This window comes from Bradyrhizobium sp. SYSU BS000235 (assembly GCF_049747295.1).
In the GTDB taxonomy this organism is placed as follows: Bacteria; Pseudomonadota; Alphaproteobacteria; order Rhizobiales; family Xanthobacteraceae; genus Afipia.
Map to the genome: position 1 here is coordinate 3876288 of NZ_JBMHJM010000001.1, position 17462 is coordinate 3893749.

Below are 17462 nucleotides of genomic sequence, written 5' to 3' on the forward strand. Positions count from 1 at the left end.
TATAGTCCTCACACCTACGAGACAGCCATGAATCTTCAGGGAAAGCGGGCGCTGATCACCGGCGGCTCGAGCGGTATCGGATATGCGATTGCCGAAGCGATGTTGGAGAAAGGGGCAAGCGTTGTAATCACCGGCCGCCGGCCGGAGGCTCTGCAGCAAGCCGTAGAACAACTTCGACAGAAGGGGCGCGTTGAGTACGTCGCTGCCGACGTGGCCACTGAGAAGGGGCGCGAGGCGACGCTCTCATCCGCGCTCGGATTGCTCGGTGGCCTCGATATACTTGTCAACAATGCGGGAGGGGTACGTGCGGGGCGGCTCGAAGACACGATTGAGGCCGAGATCCGGACCATGATTGAAGTCGACCTCGTCGCGCCCATCATGCTTGCACGGGCGGCGTTGCCGGCACTTCGTGCGAGCGGCGACAGCCTCATTGTCAATGTGACGTCCGGCATTGCACTCGTTGCAGCTCCGTTTTACGCGACCTATGCTGGCGTCAAGGCGGGACTCGCCAAGTTCGGTGAATCGCTGCGACGTGAATTGAATGGCGAGGGTGTGCACGTCATGACGGTTTATCCCGGGGCGACCGACACCCCGATGATGCGATCGTCGCGTGCGGGTCCTGAGCTTGGCTTCGTCAAGGAGCCTGCAAGTGCGGTTGCGGCTGCAACGATCGAGGCGATCGAGCAAAACGCCTTCGAAGTGATCCGCGGCGGCGAGGCGCGCGCCAAGATGATCGCTCTGAATCGCGACGATCCGGCAGCCCTGGACAAACGGTTCCTCGATCTGAAGCCGGCGCTCGCGGAGGCGGTTCGTGATCATTCCGCGCTATGACAGCGAAGAGCATGTGAGCTATGGATCCGAAGCCATCGCAGCCTCGGGTGCAGTGGCTTGGCGAGGGTTTGAGCGAACATGTTGAAGATCTGGGGACGCGCGAATTCGATTAACGTTCAGAAAGTGCTCTGGTGTTGCCTGGAGCTCGGCCTTGATTTCGAGCGTATCGATGCAGGCAGTCACTTTGGTGTGACACAAACACCAGCCTATCGCGCGCTCAATCCCAATGGACTTGTTCCGACAATCGAGGATGGCGATTTTCAACTCTGGGAATCGAACGTGATTGTCCGGTACCTCGCGCATAAGGTGGGAGATGACCGCCTCTTTCCGAGCGAAGTAACGAGACGCTTTGACGCGGAACGCTGGATGGATTGGCAGGCCACGGTGTTCTGGCCTGCACTACGGCCCCTTTTCATCCAATTGATCAGGACGAAACCGCAAGATCGCGATGCGGCGATTATCGCACGCGCCGAAGAACTGTCACTGGCGGCAATACGAATACTCGATGCCGAGCTTTCCGATCGGGCATTTCTCGCTGGTGACTCGTTCTCGATGGGCGATATTCCTGCAGCGGTGGCTATTCACCGCTGGTACGAACTGGAGACTGCCCATCCTGAGCTTGTGCACGTACAGCGCTGGTACGGGGAGCTGAAAAGGCGGCGTCCTTTTCAGGAAGCCGTCATGTTGCCCCTCAGTTAACTGTATGTCCGCGTGTCAGGCGATGCACGGCTCGCGCTATCTTTGAACGGCGAAGCTCACCGAGGTTGGAGCGAGCGTCGGGACACAGCGCGGAGCGGCCTGTACGCGCTAAACTTCTCGCTGGACGCGGCGCCCAACGTCAGACAGGGCCACTGGTCAGGCGAGAGGCGCCGACAATGTGGCCCTGTGCATCTTCAAGCAGAACTGCAACGTCTTCTCCGTCTGGCAATGGCTCGTGAAGGGTGACAGCGGCGCCGGACCAGCGACCAATCGTCCGTACCGACCTCACGAGATTGGTTTCCGTTAACGTCCGACCTGAGTTTTCACCCCGACCGATTGCGGTCGTGTGTTGGTGGTCGAAGCCGATGAGCAGAATAGTTCCTTCACCCTTGCCTGCGCCGATCTTCACCGCGACGCGTGGCCCTTCTCGTCCTACGTGAATTTCGGCGGATGTCTGTTGCTCCAGTTTGGCCTTCTCGATCGCCGAATTCACCTCGCCACGATATGAGCCAACAAGGCCGACCGCTCCATCGATCACCATCTCGGGTGTATACGACCCGTCGCCAAACCGTTTGCCATATCGACCTTGGCGATCGGTCGCAGCCTGCAGTGAGAATGGATCTTTCCAGCCGAGGCCATCCCAATAGGTGACATGAAAGGCCAGCGGTAGCAGGTCCTGACGACTCTTAGACAGTTCGTTGAGGAAAGCATTTGCCGGAGGACAGGACGAGCACCCTTGAGAGGTGAATAGCTCGACGACCACCGGACGATCGGATGCGTGGGCAATAACCGGAAAAAGGCTCGCAGCAATGCCCAGTGTGATGGCGAAACGCGTTGACATGGGGGGCTCCTCTCATTGCGTACTTATGTTCGTGAGCGCCCCGGGATTTGTTACACGCCCGCTCTGCGATAATTTCGTGCGCGACGCAATATAGGCACGACGGCATGTAACGGACCCGGTCGGAAACACGTACCAGATGTTGGACGGTATGTGCCGTCAGGACCTTTGATGAGGACATCACTATGAAATTCAAATCGTCTCTGATCTTAGCTGCTGTCGCAGCAGCGGGACTTGCAGTCAGCCCGATCGCCCATGCTCAGGACAAAATGAGCAAGGACGGCATGAGCAAGGACTCGATGAGCAAGGACAACATGGCGAAAGATTCGATGAAAAAGGATCACATGAAGAAGGACGCCATGGGCCACGATGGCATGTCGAAGGACGGCATGAAGAAAGACGAAATGAAGAAGTAATCTGCGATAGCCACTCGTCGAAAGACAGGCTCATCCGGGACCTGGATGGGCCTGTTTGCTCTTTGTTGCTGTGAAAGAAATCGCTACCAGCGCAGGTATTTTCGCCCTGCCACATATCCCGCAGCGACAACGATACTGATCGCAAGAGGATACCAAAAAGCGACAAAGAGCGGACTGTCGTCAAAGCAATTTGCTGCATAAAAGGTGGCTGCGATTCCACTGGACGCAAGCCCTGCGATTGCGCCGGCCACGCCCGGGTTTGAAGGTGCTCCCTTTCGTAATGCCATGAGAAGGAAGGCGAGGGGGCCGACCGACAAGAGCGGGATCAGAGTTAGGCAGAACCTCGAATTCGATCCGATGAGTTTCGTCAACCACAGATCTCGGGGCACCAAGAGCAGTTCCGCAATGACTGCGCAGATGAGGAGTCCCGGCGGAATCAGTAAGGCCAGCCCGATCCGGCCCAGGTTCGTCCCCGGGCGGCTATAGCGATGCACGAATGTCGTGGCCAGAATGGCGAGCAGGATTGTAACGACGAATTTGAACAGAAAGCGCGTAGTGTGTACCGCTTCCGCAAAATCGGCACGGGGTCCCATCGCGACGATAAACAAACTTGCCGCCACCAGGCAACCGGCCGCCAAGGCGACGGCAACTGTCCGCGTGAAACCCCATCGGGGTGCGTTGTCCTGAGCCAGGGTCGAAATCAGCAGTTCTGTTTTCATCTTCGTCCCGGGGATCGACGTTTGATGAGTTCTTGTTCACCGAGCAAGAACTATTCGTGCCGACAACCCCGGTTGTTACATTGGTAGGCGAAATCATTATGCCGAAGTGTCGGGGATAATCGCCAAAAACTGCCTTGTGTTTTGGATCGAATGTTCTAAAAATGCTACAGGTCTTTCTGGCCTATGCTTCCGTTGGCTGGTTCGTTTGAAGATGTCTCTGGCAACGGCAGGCGTGTCGAAACGAAGGATGATGCGTGCAACCCGACTCTCGCGAGGGCCATTGGGCTGCTTTGATGCAGGCATCGTTGCGTGGAGATGCGATCGCCTATCGCGAGCTACTTGAATCGCTGGCAAAATTCTTGCGCATGGTTTCAAAGCGCCTCTGTAATAAATACGGAGTGGGGCAATCTGAATCCGAAGACATCGTGCAGGAAGTTCTTCTTGTTGTTCACCTGAAACGTCATACGTGGGATCAGTCCCGGCCCATCGGGCCGTGGATTACAGCCATCACACGGAATAAGTTGATCGACGCCCTTCGTCAGCGCGGACGATACGTCAAGCTTTCGATCGACGATGTTCTCGATGTGCTCCAGGTTGAGGTGACCGATCCGGTCGTTGAGACTTACAACATCGAGAGGATGCTGGGTTCGTTGCGCGAGATGCCGCAAAAAATAGTCAAATCCATCGCAATGGAAGGGCTCAGCATTCAGGAGACGGCGCGACGTTTCGGAATGACCGAAGTTGCTGTGCGTGTTGCCTTCCATAGAGCCCTCAAGCTGTTGGCCGCACGCTACAACGAAGAAAATACGTAGTTCGGTGCGAGTGGCCGCAAGCGGTGACGGAGCGCGGTGAAGGGGCTCACTTCAAATTATCGCCATCGCCGTGTTTTTGGCACTCTGTTCTTCGAGAAAGCGGTTAAGTCGGTGGCTTCGCCATGGGACATGCTGCAATTTGCGGCACGGAATTGCTCCGATGACGTCGACGCATTGAACGGAGAAACAGATATGAATCGCACGTGGCTGGTCACGGGAAGTTCGCGCGGCTTTGGCCGCGCTTTGGCTGAAGCCATCCTCGCCGGCGGTGACCGGCTCGTTGCGACTGCGCGTAATCCAGAAGATTTGGCCGATCTGGTTGATCGTTATGGCGATCAGGTTCGCACCGCGCCGCTCGATGTGACGGATGCAGCGGCTGCGGACCGCGCGGTGCAATTGGCTGTCACCGAATTCGGTGGTCTCGACGTGCTGGTGAACAACGCGGGCTATGGCGACGTTGGGTCGGTCGAGGATACCGATCTTGCGTCGTTCCGCCGGCAGATCGAGACCAATCTGTTCGGCACGATCATCATGACGAAGGCCGCCATCCCGCACATGCGCGAACGGCGGGCCGGGCACATCATTCAGTTTTCGTCGGTCGGTGGACGCGTCGGTGCCCCGGGCAGGGCGGCGTATTCGGCAGCCAAATGGGGTGTCGAGGGCTTTTCCGAGGTGCTCGCCAAGGAAATGGCGCTCATCGGGGTGAAGGTGACGATTATCGAGCCGGGCGGTTTTCGCACTGATTTCGCCGGCTCATCGACCCAACTCAACGAAGGACGGCCGGAGTACGACGCGGTGGTGGGCGCGGCAGCGCGTATGCAACGCGACTACAACGGCAAACAGCCCGGTGACCCGCGCAAGGGTGCCGAGGTCGTTGTGAAAATCGTGCGTGACGACTTGCCTATCTTTCGTATTGCGCTCGGGTCCGATGCACTGGGAGCAATCGAACGAACCGATCGCGCGCGCCTGGAAGAGCTCGATCGCTGGCGCGCGTTGAGCCAATCGACGGATTATGCAGCGGGGTGATGGGGAGTCCTTCGGTACGCTCTTTCGCGGCGTACCCCAGAAGAGTCCTGAACCGAAAGTCTTGTTACTGCGATCCATACGCAATGTTGGATGGCAATGGAGCGTATCGTGAGCAGTAAATGGCCGAAGCTCATGCTGGTGAGTGCCGCAACCGCGGCCTGGCTGATCTATGACATGGCAACTGCGACCGAGGCGCCGAGACCGGCTGTCGCCTACATGCAGTACACATTCCTTGCGCTGTCTGTGGTCGGGTTTTTCGGCGCATGGTTGAATTACGCTTCAGAGAAGTGACCGTCGCTTTGTACGTGGCGACGGCCTCTTACTCGAACTTCACCGAACAGTATCGATGAAGTTTCTGTTCGCTCTCGCATTCACATTCCTGATGCAGGCGACAACCCAGACCGCGCACTTTATCTTACTGCTAAGACGCGGTACCGGTCGCGAGGACCGTTTTTCCGCTGTCGCTCTTCTTCTTGCCATCAATGGCGAGTGAAGCGAAGCCAGCCACAATGCAAAGAACACCGGACAGCGCAAACGCCGGCGCATAGGTGCCGTCGAGGGTGCGGGTGAGGCCGGCGCCATAGGCTGCAATCGACGCGCCGAGTTGGTGCGCGACGAACATCCAGCCGAACACCAATGGACCGATTGTTGTTCCAAACCGATCCGTCGTCAGCCTGATGGTGGGCGGCAGCGTGGCAAACCAGTCGAGGCCGTAAAAGGCGGCGAACAGAGAAACCGCGACGAGGTCGGTTCCGAGGGCGACCGGCAGATAGAGCAGGGACAGTCCGCGCAGTGAGTAATAGATGCAGAGCAAATAGCGATTGTCGTATTTGTCGGAGAGCCATCCGGACGCCACGGTGCCGAACAGATCGAAGGCGCCCATCAACGCCAGCAGGCCGGCCGCAGCCACCTCGGGAATGTTATGATCGCCGCAAGCCGCAATCAGATGCGTTCCGACAAGGCCGTTGGTGCTCAGTCCGCAGACAAAAAAACCGAAACACAACAGCCAGAAGTTTTTCGAGTGCACGGCGCCCTTCAAGGCCCGGAACGAGACAATGATGGGGTTTTCAGCCGGTGGCTTCGGACGTGAGATCTCCGTTCCCGCAGGCGCGCCGTACGGTGTGAGGCCGATATCCGCGGGGCGATTGCGCATCAAGAGGGCGATGACCGGCGCAAGGCAAAGAAGGACGCACGCGACCAGGGTCACGAGCGGTCTCCAACCAAATTTCTCATTGATGCTGGCGAAAAGTGGCAGGAACAGCAACTGGCCTGAGGCGGAGCTTGCTGTCATCAGGCCGATTACGAGCCCGCGGCGCTGCGCAAACCAGGTATTGGCGACCGTCGCTCCAAGGACAAGCGCGGTCATTCCGGTGCCGCCGCCGACGACGAGGCCCCACAGCAAATCAAGCTGCCACGATTGCGATACGAAAGCCGTCGCGCCAACGCCGATCGCCGTGACGATCACTGCGATGGTCATAATTCTCCGCAACCCGAAGCGAAGCATCAGGGCGGCGGAGAACGGCGCCATCAGGCCGAACACCGCGAGCCGCAAAGAGAGCGACGTGGAAATGGTCGCCGTCGACCAGCCGAATTCCTTCTGCAACGAGACCAGCAGCAGGCCGGGCGTCGACATCGCGCCTGCGGTCACAAGCAGGGTCATGAATGTCACGGCGACGACCACCCACGCATAATGCGGGGCAGGGCGGGATTTCGTTTGAACTGCGGTCATCCGATTCACTTTCTGGTTCGAAACAGGCGTTGCGGGGGACGGTCATGCGCGCACGCGCGTGCCCGCCCGCCCGGCGGCCGGACAAATATCAGCATATGCTTGTAATTTGCAAGATGTCAGCATATGCTTATATTGTGGACTCAGGACAGGAGGTTCCCACATGAGCGAAAGCGCACGATCCGGTACCGGAAGTCGCTGTCATTGCACGGCGCTGCGTCAGGCGTCGCGGCGCATTTCACAGCTTTACGATTTGGCTCTCGCGCCAAGCGGGCTGAAGGTCACGCAACGCGCGATCCTTGCCCGTATTGGACGATCCGAGACGACCAACGTCGGCGAGTTGGCGGATGCGCTGGTGATGGATGCCGGCGGGCTGGCGCATACGTTAAAGCCGCTCATCCGCGATGGATTTGTCACGACCGCGCCGGACCCGCAGGATCGGCGAAACCGGCTGGTTCGCCTGACTGCCGCCGGCAAGGCCAAGCTCAAGGAATCCGAAGCGCTCTGGCTCACCGCGCAACGCGGTTTCGAAAAGGAGCTTGGCAAGGCACGATCGGAAGCTCTGCACGAAGCTCTCGGCCTTTTGATTGCCGACGATTTTGCGGATCGTTTCGAGGCAGCGGTCAGCCGGGGATAGCCGTTTCTACCCGGGCGGACATCTCTCGGATCACCCGCTGTTGCGCAATCCCGCCGAAATGCCGTTGATCGTGAGCTGAATGCCGCGCAATACCTGTTCATCGGTGCTGTGGGCACGATGCGCTTGCAGCAATTCCACCTGCACGTGGTTCAGCGGATCGAGATAGGGAAAGCGGTTGCGGATGGAGCGTTCGAGCAACGGGTTGGCTTGCAAGAGCCGATCATGCCCCATGATCGTCAGCAGGGTATCGATGGATTCGTGCCATTCCGTACGGATGCGTCCGAAGATAGCTGCGCGCAGCTTCTCGTCCGGAACGAGATCCGCGTAGCGCGAGGCGATCGCGATGCTGCTCTTGGAAAGAACCATGTCCATGTTCGAGAGCAGCGTCTGGAAGAACGGCCACTCGCGGTAAAGCTCGCGCAGAAAGGCCATGCCCTTGTCGGGATGCTTTTCAATCCACGCTTTGACCGCGCTGCCGAAGCCGAACCAGCCGGGCAGCATCAGCCGGCATTGCGCCCAGCTGAACACCCAGGGAATCGCGCGCAGATCTTCGATCTTGCGTGTCTTGGTGCGCGAGGCCGGACGGCTGCCGATGTTCAACGTCGAAATCTCGCTAATGACGGTGGACGACCAGAAGTAATCCTCAAAGCCGTCGGTCTCATAAACCAGATCGCGATAGGCAGCATAGGCGAGATTGGAAAGCTCCTCCATCGCGGCGATGTAGTCTTCGCGCGGGGCAGGGTGCTTCGGCTGCAGCAGGCTTGCCTCTAATGTCGCCGCGGCCAGAATTTCCAGATTGTGGCGGCCGACTCCCGCGTTCGAATACTTGCTCGAAATGATTTCGCCCTGCTCGGTGATGCGGATTTGTCCGTTCACCGCGCCGCCTGGCTGGGCGAGGATCGCGTCGTAGCTCGGGCCGCCGCCGCGGCCGACCGAGCCGCCGCGCCCGTGGAAGAGACGCAATCGCACGCCATGCCGCTCGAACACCTCGACGAGGTTGATCTCGGCCTTGTAGAGCTCCCAGCCCGACGTGACGAAGCCGCCGTCCTTGTTGCTGTCCGAATAGCCCAGCATCACTTCCTGAATGCCGCCGCGGCTGTCGACGAGGCGCCTGTACTCGGGAAGCGATAACAGCTTCTCCATGATGGCGCCGCAATTGCGCAGGTCATCGATGGTCTCGAACAGTGGCACGATGTTGAGGCGGCTGGTGCCATCGGCAGAAACGAGGCCCGTTTCCTTCAACAGGACGGCAATTTCGAGCAGGTCAGAGACGCCCTTCGTCATCGAGACGATGCACTGGCGAATGACATGGGCTCCGAACACAGCATGTGCTTCCGCCGACGCCTTCAGCACCGCCAATTCCTTGGTGGTTTCCTCGCCGTACGCGACAAAAGGCGAGGCGAGCGGGCGGCCGGTGCTCAGCTCTCGCGTCAGCAGCGCGATGCGCGCGCCTTCCGACAACTCCTGATAACGCGTTTCCGGTGCGACGGCTTTGAACAACTCGGCGATGGTGCGCTCGTGTACGGCGGAGTTCTGCCGCATATCCAGCGAGGCGAGATGAAAGCCGAAACAATCCACCGCCCGGCGCAGATGCCGGAGCCGTCCTCGCGCAATCACAAGGGAGTTGTTGGCGACAAGCGAGGCGTGCAACGCGTCCAGGTCGTGCTGGAGTTCCAAGGGGGCGGTATAAGGCGCGGCATCTCCAACCGGCGGCCGGTTGGTTTCGATCCCGATCGCGCGTGCGGTCGCAGCCAGCCTTGCATAGATGCCGGAGACCGCGAGCCGATACGGCTCTCCCTTGCGGTGGGGCGATGTATCCGGGGACTGTGCCGCAAGCGCCATGACCTCAGGCGACGCGCCGGCAAGGTGTTCGGCCAGCGACAATTCCGAGCCAAGCGCATGCAGCTCTTCGAAGTAGAAGCCGAAGATACGTGCGCCTTGCATCCGCAGGGTATCGCGCATGACCTCTGCTGTGACGAAGGGATTGCCGTCGCGGTCACCGCCGATCCAACTCCCCATGCGCAGAAATGTTGCGAGCTGATCTGCTTCCTTCGCGCCGGCTTCGTCATCTGCAAGACGATCTTCCAGCGCACAGTGCAGGCGTGGCACCTCGCGCAGAAACGTGTAGTCATAAAACGACAGGCCGTTGGCGACCTCGTCGAGCACGGTCAGCTTGGTTCGCCGCAACAGATTGGTCCGCCACAGCGTGACGACCGCGCGGCGCAACTGTTCGTCGCTCGCCGCGATCTCATCCGCGGTCATCTGGATGCGCTCGCGCATATCAAGCACCGACGCGATTTCCATCTCGCGATCGATGGTGCTTTTGCGGCGGACTTCGGTCGGATGCGCGGTGAGCACCGGACTGACGAGGGCCTCGACGAAGAAGGCCCGCAGTTCATCTTTCCCCACGCCGGCTTGCTTCGCGCGCGCCAATGCACACGCCAGTGTTCCCGAATCCGGCGCTGCGCCTGACATGTCGAGCGCGCGGCGCTGGCGGATGTTGTTTTGATCTTCGGCAATGTTGGCGAGATGGGAGAAATAGCTGTACGCGCGCACGATGCGCACGGTTTCGGCGGTCGACATGTCGTCAAGAATGGTCTCGAGCTCGCGCCGTGCCTGCTTGTCGTCGTCACGGTGGAAGCGAATCGAGGTTTGCCGGATACGTTCAACGAGGTCGAACACATCCGATCCTTCCTGCTCCCGGACCGTGTCGCCGAGAATGCGCCCGAGCCGGCGAATGTCCGCCCTCAGCAGCGCGTCGTCCCGGGTGAGGGAGGCTTCAGTGTCGTCGTGTCTGGCGTTCGAAAAAGATACGTCGAGTGACATGAACTCTCTGCTCGCAGGGTTCCGAATGAGAATTGACCTGCGAATATATTCAATCGCAATTCGCGTGAGCGCAAGCACTAGTGTCCGCGACGATCCCTATGGCGTGATAGAGATATTCGATCGTCGATAAGTCGCTTGCTGTCTCGTCGGGGCGCTCTATACGGAGTCTGCTTTGCTTTCGCTTGCAGTCCGGCACCCATCGAGAAATAACGCCACACATCGGCGGATGCGGGCTTCGATCTGCGAACGCGATGGCAGCGGCACGCCGCCGAAGATCGCCGCGCGCTGCGGTTCGGCAATCGCCATGCCGACCAGCATGCCGGCCGTTTCTTCGATATCGGTCAGTGTAATCAGCCCGCGACTCTGCTGCGCGCGCAACCACTCAGTCAGAGCTGCGGCAGTTTGCTTGATGCCATTCCTGTAGAACACGCCGGCTGCATCTGACGACTTTCCGGTCTCCTGCAGCACCATGCGCTGGAGCGAGACGACTTCTTCGGCCAGCGCCAGATCGGCGACAGCCATCAGTGCGGCATAAAGCGCGTCATCGATGCTCGCGCGATCGGTGGCGCGGAGGTTGACGTCCGACAGGAAGCGTTCGAGCCGGTCCGTCACCATGCCTTCAAATAAGTCCGCCTTGTTGGGGATCAGCCGGTACAGCGTCTTGGTCGAAACCCCGGCTCGGCGGGCGACGGCCTCGATGCTGGTCGCCGCATAGCCCTTGTCCGCAAACTCCCGGCGCGCCGCCTCGTAGATCATGTGACGTGTTTCATCGTCGGGCCTGACCTGCGGCCGGCCACGGCAGCGGCGTTCAGTGGGGGATTCGTTCTCAGCCATGCTTTTCGATTATGCCAGTCATCTGGTTGACAGTGTCAAGATAGGGTCTATTTTGGAAAATATCAAGTTTCCTAATTCGGCGGCCCAATCATTGGCCCAGGAGCAGACGTCATGACCGTCCATTCCACAACGTTCGACATCGAACACCCGGTTCCCCTCGATGAAGCCGTCAAGGACGCGCCGCCGGCGGCGTTTCATCGGGAGGGCAAGGCGGACGCAGGACAGGCTGAAAAGGCCGCCGACGCCAAGGGACGGAAGGCCGGTCTTCGCAAGACATTACTCATGGGTGTAGCGCTGGTCGCTCTGGCAGGTGCAACCTGGTACGGCTGGAATTACTGGACCGTCGGCCAGTATCTGGTCTCCACCGATGACGCCTATGTGAAGGCCGAGAACACAACCATAGCGCCGAAGGTGTCAGGCTATCTCAATGCGGTGCTGGTGGGTGACAACCAGCAGGTCAAAGCCGGGCAGGTTCTCGCGCGGATCGACAACCGCGACTATGACGTCGCGCTCGATCAGGCCAAGGCGGATGTCGATGCCGCGAAGGCCGCGCTTACGAGCAAGCAGGCCCAGCTCGATGTGCAGCAGGCGGTGGTCAGCGCTGCGAAGGCGACTGTCGACGTCGATAAGGCGACCGTGACGTTCGCTGCCCAGGAGAACAAGCGCTATACAGATCTTGCCAACACTGGTTTCGGCAGCGTGCAGAATGCGCAGCAGGCACAGTCCCGCATCGCCAGTGCGCAAGCCACCGTTGAGCGCGACACTGCGAACCTCGTTTCGGCACAGAAGCAGATCGATCTGCTCAAGGCGGAAATCACGCAGGCGACCGCAGCGGTGACGCGGGCAATCGCTCTCCAGCATCAGGCCGAACTCAATCTCGGCTATACGGCGATCGTCTCTCCGATCGACGGCGTCGTTGGCAACCGCACGCTGCGCGTCGGCCAGTTCGTGCAGGCCGGCACGCAGTTGATGTCGGTGGTGCCGGTGGCCAGCGCCTATATCGTCGCGAACTTCAAGGAGACGCAGCTCACCGATGTGCGCAAGGGGCAGGCCGTCGACATCGAAGTCGACATGTTCCCGGGAAAGGTTGTTCGCGGCCACGTCGACAGCATCGCGCCCGCCAGCGGCCAGGAATTCGCATTGCTGCCGCCGGACAACGCGACCGGCAATTTCACCAAGGTGGTGCAGCGCATTCCCGTGAAGATCGTGCTCGACGGCAACAACGCCAATGTCGAACTGCGTCCGGGCATGTCGGTGATCCCGACCATCGAAACCCGCTCGACGCCGCGCACCGTCGAGACGAACGCAGCAGCAGGGAACGCGGTGCATTGAGGATCGTGTCATGTCGGATACCACACTCTCACTTTCCGGAGCTCCGGCCGCGCCTGCGGTCATAGATCCCAACCGTGCAAGCGCCACCACCTGGATCGCCGTTCTTGCCGCAATGATCGGCTCGTTCATGGCGATCCTGAACATCCAGATCACCAATGCCTCGCTGCTCAACATCGAAGGTGGGATCGGCACCGGCGTCGACAACGGTTCGTGGATCTCGACGTCGTATCTGATCGGCGAGATTGTGGTGATCCCGCTCACCGATTATCTCAGCCGCGTGTTCTCCTTCCGCCGCTATATGCTGGCGAGCGCGGCGTTCTTCGCGATCTTTTCGGTTGCGTGCGCATTTGCGCGCGACCTGCCGACGATGATTGTACTGCGCGGCCTGCAGGGCTTTGCCGGCGGCGTGCTGATCCCGATGGCGTTTACGCTGGTGCTCACCAAGCTGCCGAAGCCGCAACAGCCGGTCGGGCTTGCGATCTTCGCGCTCTCGGTCACCTTCGCGCCGGCCATCGGCCCGACCATCGGCGGATATCTCACCGAGAACTACGGCTGGCAGACCATCTTCTACGTCAACGTCGTTCCGACCATCGTCATGCTGACGGCGCTTTATGCAACGCTGGAGCGCAAGCCGATGCAGCTCGGTCTTTTGCGGGAAGGCGATTGGGCCGGCATTGTCACCATGGCGATCGGATTGTCGGCACTGCAGACAGTGCTGGAAGAAGGCAATAAGGACGACTGGTTCTCGTCGCCGTTCATCGTGCGGCTGGCACTGATCGCACTGGTCAGCCTGTCGGTGTTTATCTGGATCGAACTCACCGTCGAGAAGCCGTTGATCCGCCTGCGGCTCCTGAAGGGGCGAAATTTCGGGTTCGGCACCATCGCGATGACCACCCTGGGCTTCGCGCTGTTTGGCTCGGTCTATATCCTGCCGCAGTATCTCGGCCAGGCGCAGGGTTACAACTCCGAACAGATCGGCTCCGTGCTCGCCTGGACCGGACTGCCGCAACTCATCCTGATCCCTCTGGTGCCGAAGCTGATGCAGCGGTTCGATACGCGCTACATCGCATTCACCGGGCTGATGGTCTTCGCCTATAGCTGCTTCATGAACACGGCGATGTCGCCGGACTATTCCGGCGATCAGCTCTGGATTCCGAACATCGTCCGCGCCATCGGCCAAGCGATGGTGTTGACGCCGCTGACGTCCGTGACCACCGGCGATATCGCGCCGCAGGACGTTGCCGCGGCATCCGGCATCAGCAACATGTTCCGCAATCTCGGCGGGGCCATCGGCACCGCAGTGCTCGCCACCGTGATCACCAAGCGGGAGCAGTTTCACTCCAATATCATCGGCCAGTCGGTCAACCTCGGCCGCGAGGAAGTGCGCAATCGTATCGCCGAGATGACAAACTATTTCATGGCCCACGGCGTGGCTGATCCGGCCTCTGCTCACCAGCAGGCCATCGTCTCGCTCGGCAAGGCGGTCAAGCGCCAGGCGCTGGTGATGGGATTCAGCGATACATTCGCGGTGATCGGCTTCGTGCTTGTGCTGGCGGCCATCGCGGTTCTGCTGACGCGGAAGGTCAAGCCCGGCGGCGGGGGCGGGGCACACTAACGTTCTGCAATACCGACAGCAGGAAAAAAGGAGGCAGCCTGGGTGCCTCCCTTTTTTTATCGCGATGCGCGACCCTGAGCGGTTTTCATCCGCTCGCGGTGAGCGCTCTGCTTCGCGCGGTTGCCGCAGATTCCCATGCTGCACCATCGCCGTGCGTGGCCCCGGGTGTGATCGGCAAACATCAGCGTGCAGGCATGTCCTTCACACGCCTTCACATGGGTGAAGTCTTCGTCGCAGACGAACTTCGCGAGCTGTTCGCCGATCGGCAGCAACAAGGACTCCGCGGAACGCCATCGTCTCGTTTCGCGCAATTCGAGGCCGCTCACACCGTCCCCGTGGGAATGCGCCACGATCTGGCTGAAGCGCTCGTCGCGTTCGAGCAGGCGGGTGAGGGGGCCAAGCTCCTGCAGGGCTTTGGCCGGCAGGGACCGTCCCTTATGGTCTTTGACAAAGGTCCTGAACCACTCCCGCAGTGAACGCGCCTGTGCGGCGACGCTGTCGAGTTCACCTGGTAGAGCCTCGTCGCGGAATGTCTTGAGGACATCCGACGGCACAAGCTCGGCTTGCTCCAGCCAGTCTGCAAAGCCTTGTCCGTCACGAATCGAGTCGACCGGCACATCGACAGGTGTCGCGATCGAATTCAGAAAATCGAGTGCCGCCGCATCGGCGATGAAAACTGCGCGTGGCCGTTGACCGTTCATCCAACCCTCTCCCAACATGAACTTTCCTCTTTTCCAGAAGTAACCTCTAAAAAGCGGCTTGACAAGTTATTTGGAGAATCGTAACCCATATAAGTCGATTGGATGGGTTATGTTAGTCCAATCAATTGGATCGGCGCTCAAGGGAGAAGGTCAATGGCTGAGAGAGATGTGACGGTGGTGTTTGCGCACGGAGCATGGGCTGATGGGTCGAGCTGGAGCAAGGTGATCGGGTTGCTCGCAGCCCGAGGCATCAAGTCGGTGGCGGCGCCGCTGCCGCTGACCTCGCTGGCTGACGATGCGGCGGCTCTCGATCTTACCCTCGAGAGAATAGAAGGCCCGGTCGTTCTCGCGGGCCACGCTTATGCGGGTGCGGTGATCGCCGCGACCCGGAGCGAGAAGGTGCAAGCGTTGGTCTACGTTGCAGCTCTGGCGCCCGCCGAAGGCGAAACGGTTGCGGATGTGTTCTACCGCGCCGAGCCACATCCCGATGCTCCAGCATTGGCGCCGGACGCTCACGGCCTGATCTGGCTTCCGGACCATGCTTTCGCCACGGCCTTCGCCCAGCATGCCGCCGCCGATGAAGCGACATGGCTCGCCGCCGTGCAGAGGCCGATCTCCGTCGCCTGCATCGGCACCAAGGCCGCGCGGCCGCTCTGGATGGATCGTCCGAGTTGGTTCCTGGTTGCTGAAGAAGACCGGATGATCAACCCCGACACGCAACGCTTCATGGCTGCGCGGATGAAAGCGAAGGTGGTGCCGCATCCATGCGATCACACGCCTAGCGTGACAGCACCCCAGGCGGTTGCAGACCTGGTGATTGAGGCCGTGCGCAGCGTCGCTGGTAACTACTGAGTCAGCGGGAGAGTCTGATGCAGGTGGAGCACAAAACAACGGCGGAACGCTTGGCGCTTTTCTCTGATGCTGTGATTGCGGTGATCATCACCATCATGGTGCTGGAATTGAAAGCGCCCGAGGAGAACGCGACATTCTCTGCGCTGTTGCCGTTGTGGCCGACCGCCGTCAGCTACCTCATCAGCTATCTCTTCATCGCGATCATCTGGCTCAATCACCATCACTTGCTGCACTTCGTGAAGTACGTGACGCCCGGCCTGATCTGGGGGAACTTTGTCCATCTCTTCTTCGTATCGCTGGTGCCGTTCACAACGGCCTGGATCGCGCGGACGCATCTCGCGTCAGCCCCGGTGGCACTCTATGCCGCGGTCTTCGTCTGCATCGATCTCGCTTACTGCGTGTTCGAGAGGCTGGCGTTCGAACAGGCGGATGCGTCCGAACTTCCGGAACATGTTCGGCGCATGGCCCGCCGGCGGTCATTGATCACCCTGATGATCTTTGCTGCCGCGATGCTGTGCGCGATGGCGGCGCCGTGGGCCGGCTTCGCTCTGATCTGCTGTGCGCTGTTCACCTACCTCGTGCCCGAACTGCGCATCCTTCACGTCACCGACAAACCTCAGACCTGAACGAGAGGCTGCGTGCCCTATGGGAGACGTGTGCCCCACATCGATAACCTCTTCGATTAAAAATAACGGTTACAAAAGGAGTTAAGCCATGACTGCCATCACCTATCGCTCCGCTGACGTCGACGGCGTGAAGATCTTCTATCGCCAGGCCGGCAATCCCGAAAAACCGGCGTTGCTGTTGCTGCACGGCTTCCCGAGCGCGAGCCACATGTTTCGCGATCTCATCCCGCTGCTGGCGGATCGCTTCCACATCGTTGCGCCTGACCTTCCAGGCTTCGGTCAGTCCGACATGCCCGACCGGAAAACATTTGCTTACACGTTCGATCACCTTGCGCACGTTATCGGGCGCTTTACCGAAGTGATCGGGCTCAAGACATTCGCGATCTATGTGTTCGATTACGGCGCGCCGACCGGTTTCCGGATCGCCATGGATCATCCGGAGCGCATCACGGGCATCATCTCGCAAAACGGCAATGCCTATGAAGAAGGACTGAGCGAGGGGTGGAATCCGATCCGTGCCTACTGGAAAGAGCCGTCGCAGAAGAATCGCGATGCGTTGCGCGCTTTTCTCGCGCCAGAGACGACCCGCTGGCAATATACCCATGGCGTGACGGACGAAACGCACGTGTCACCCGATGGCATTGCGTTGGATAATTTCTATCTCGCGCGCCCCGGTGCCGATGAAGTCCAGCTCGATCTGTTCGGCGACTACAAGAGCAACATCGCGCTCTACCCGAACTTCCAGAACTACTTCCGCACCTACAAGCCGCCGTTCCTCGCGATCTGGGGCAAGAACGATCCATTCTTCCTGCCGCCGGGAGCCGAAGCTTTCAAGCGCGACATCCCGAACGCGGTGGTGCGCTTCCTCGATACCGGTCATTTCGCGGTTGAAACGCACGCGGCTGAAATCGCCGCCGCAATCCGCGAAGTCTTCGCGCGCTGATCAACGAAACCAAGCAAGCCTCAATCTTC

Annotated in this window: 18 protein-coding genes; 12 read left to right on the forward strand and 6 right to left on the reverse strand. The window is 59.9% G+C overall.

Annotation, left to right across the window (positions count from 1 at the left end; genetic code table 11):
- The first annotated feature begins 27 nt into the window (after window positions 1-27).
- Window positions 28-831: an SDR family NAD(P)-dependent oxidoreductase gene (locus tag ACP0KA_RS17980; RefSeq protein ID WP_424630089.1), complete on the forward strand. Its 804-nt coding sequence runs from the start codon at window positions 28-30 to the stop codon at window positions 829-831.
- A 78-nt stretch (window positions 832-909) separates the two neighbouring features.
- A complete protein-coding gene (locus ACP0KA_RS17985) occupies window positions 910-1530 on the forward strand; it encodes a glutathione S-transferase family protein (protein WP_424630090.1) in 621 nt (206 codons plus the stop codon).
- 139 nt (window positions 1531-1669) lie between these two features.
- Here the strand turns inward: ACP0KA_RS17985 and ACP0KA_RS17990 are convergent, their stop codons facing one another.
- Window positions 1670-2371, reverse strand: a complete 702-nt coding sequence (locus ACP0KA_RS17990) for a DUF1223 domain-containing protein (protein WP_424630091.1) — start codon at window positions 2369-2371, stop codon at window positions 1670-1672.
- A 182-nt stretch (window positions 2372-2553) separates the two neighbouring features.
- On the opposite strand from ACP0KA_RS17990, the gene ACP0KA_RS17995 reads away from it, so the two are divergent.
- A complete protein-coding gene (locus ACP0KA_RS17995) occupies window positions 2554-2784 on the forward strand; it encodes a pentapeptide MXKDX repeat protein (RefSeq protein WP_424630092.1) in 231 nt (76 codons plus the stop codon).
- An 83-nt stretch (window positions 2785-2867) separates the two neighbouring features.
- On the opposite strand, the gene ACP0KA_RS18000 is transcribed toward ACP0KA_RS17995, so the two are convergent.
- Window positions 2868-3503: an NrsF family protein gene (locus ACP0KA_RS18000; protein WP_424630093.1), complete on the reverse strand. Its 636-nt coding sequence runs from the start codon at window positions 3501-3503 to the stop codon at window positions 2868-2870.
- 254 nt (window positions 3504-3757) lie between these two features.
- Here ACP0KA_RS18000 and ACP0KA_RS18005 point away from each other — a divergent pair, with 254 nt between their 5' ends.
- The 3 genes from ACP0KA_RS18005 (at window position 3758) to ACP0KA_RS18015 (ending at window position 5632) form a co-directional block, all read left to right on the forward strand.
- Complete coding sequence (locus ACP0KA_RS18005) at window positions 3758-4315, forward strand: sigma-70 family RNA polymerase sigma factor (RefSeq protein WP_424630094.1); 558 nt, start codon at window positions 3758-3760, stop codon at window positions 4313-4315.
- 192 nt (window positions 4316-4507) lie between these two features.
- Window positions 4508-5341, forward strand: coding sequence for an oxidoreductase (locus ACP0KA_RS18010; RefSeq protein WP_424630095.1), 834 nt, complete (start codon window positions 4508-4510; stop codon window positions 5339-5341).
- Between the two features lie 108 nt (window positions 5342-5449).
- Window positions 5450-5632 (forward strand): hypothetical protein, encoded by a 183-nt coding sequence (locus ACP0KA_RS18015; protein WP_424630096.1) that lies wholly within the window; start codon window positions 5450-5452, stop codon window positions 5630-5632.
- 130 nt (window positions 5633-5762) lie between these two features.
- Here the strand turns inward: ACP0KA_RS18015 and ACP0KA_RS18020 are convergent, their stop codons facing one another.
- Entirely contained in the window at window positions 5763-7070 is a 1308-nt protein-coding gene (locus ACP0KA_RS18020; RefSeq protein WP_424630097.1) for an MFS transporter, read from the reverse strand.
- 160 nt (window positions 7071-7230) lie between these two features.
- Here ACP0KA_RS18020 and ACP0KA_RS18025 point away from each other — a divergent pair, with 160 nt between their 5' ends.
- Window positions 7231-7704 carry a MarR family winged helix-turn-helix transcriptional regulator gene (locus ACP0KA_RS18025; protein ID WP_424630098.1) on the forward strand — a complete coding sequence of 158 codons (474 nt, stop codon included), beginning with the start codon at window positions 7231-7233 and terminating at the stop codon, window positions 7702-7704.
- A gap of 30 nt (window positions 7705-7734) precedes the next feature.
- Here ACP0KA_RS18025 and ppc read toward each other — a convergent pair whose 3' ends face one another.
- Together ppc and ACP0KA_RS18035 are read right to left on the reverse strand one after the other, a co-directional pair.
- Complete coding sequence (ppc, locus tag ACP0KA_RS18030) at window positions 7735-10530, reverse strand: phosphoenolpyruvate carboxylase (RefSeq protein WP_424630099.1); 2796 nt, start codon at window positions 10528-10530, stop codon at window positions 7735-7737.
- Between the two features lie 156 nt (window positions 10531-10686).
- On the reverse strand, window positions 10687-11364 hold the full coding sequence (locus ACP0KA_RS18035; protein ID WP_424630100.1) for a TetR/AcrR family transcriptional regulator: 678 nt from the start codon (window positions 11362-11364) through the stop codon (window positions 10687-10689).
- Window positions 11365-11475: 111 nt separating this feature from the next.
- Here ACP0KA_RS18035 and ACP0KA_RS18040 point away from each other — a divergent pair, with 111 nt between their 5' ends.
- Both ACP0KA_RS18040 and ACP0KA_RS18045 read left to right on the forward strand, forming a co-directional pair.
- Entirely contained in the window at window positions 11476-12696 is a 1221-nt protein-coding gene (locus tag ACP0KA_RS18040; RefSeq protein ID WP_424630101.1) for an HlyD family secretion protein, read from the forward strand.
- 10 nt (window positions 12697-12706) lie between these two features.
- A complete protein-coding gene (locus ACP0KA_RS18045) occupies window positions 12707-14311 on the forward strand; it encodes an MDR family MFS transporter (protein WP_424630102.1) in 1605 nt (534 codons plus the stop codon).
- A 56-nt stretch (window positions 14312-14367) separates the two neighbouring features.
- Here the strand turns inward: ACP0KA_RS18045 and ACP0KA_RS18050 are convergent, their stop codons facing one another.
- Window positions 14368-15012, reverse strand: coding sequence for a CGNR zinc finger domain-containing protein (locus tag ACP0KA_RS18050; RefSeq protein WP_424630103.1), 645 nt, complete (start codon window positions 15010-15012; stop codon window positions 14368-14370).
- A 153-nt stretch (window positions 15013-15165) separates the two neighbouring features.
- Here ACP0KA_RS18050 and ACP0KA_RS18055 point away from each other — a divergent pair, with 153 nt between their 5' ends.
- The 3 genes from ACP0KA_RS18055 to ACP0KA_RS18065 all read left to right on the forward strand — a co-directional run bounded on the left by ACP0KA_RS18055 (window position 15166) and on the right by ACP0KA_RS18065 (window position 17433).
- Entirely contained in the window at window positions 15166-15864 is a 699-nt protein-coding gene (locus tag ACP0KA_RS18055; protein ID WP_424630104.1) for an alpha/beta fold hydrolase, read from the forward strand.
- Window positions 15865-15881: 17 nt separating this feature from the next.
- A complete protein-coding gene (locus ACP0KA_RS18060; protein ID WP_424630105.1) occupies window positions 15882-16490 on the forward strand; it encodes a TMEM175 family protein in 609 nt (202 codons plus the stop codon).
- 88 nt (window positions 16491-16578) lie between these two features.
- Complete coding sequence (locus ACP0KA_RS18065; RefSeq protein ID WP_424630106.1) at window positions 16579-17433, forward strand: alpha/beta fold hydrolase; 855 nt, start codon at window positions 16579-16581, stop codon at window positions 17431-17433.
- Window positions 17434-17462 lie beyond the last annotated feature (29 nt).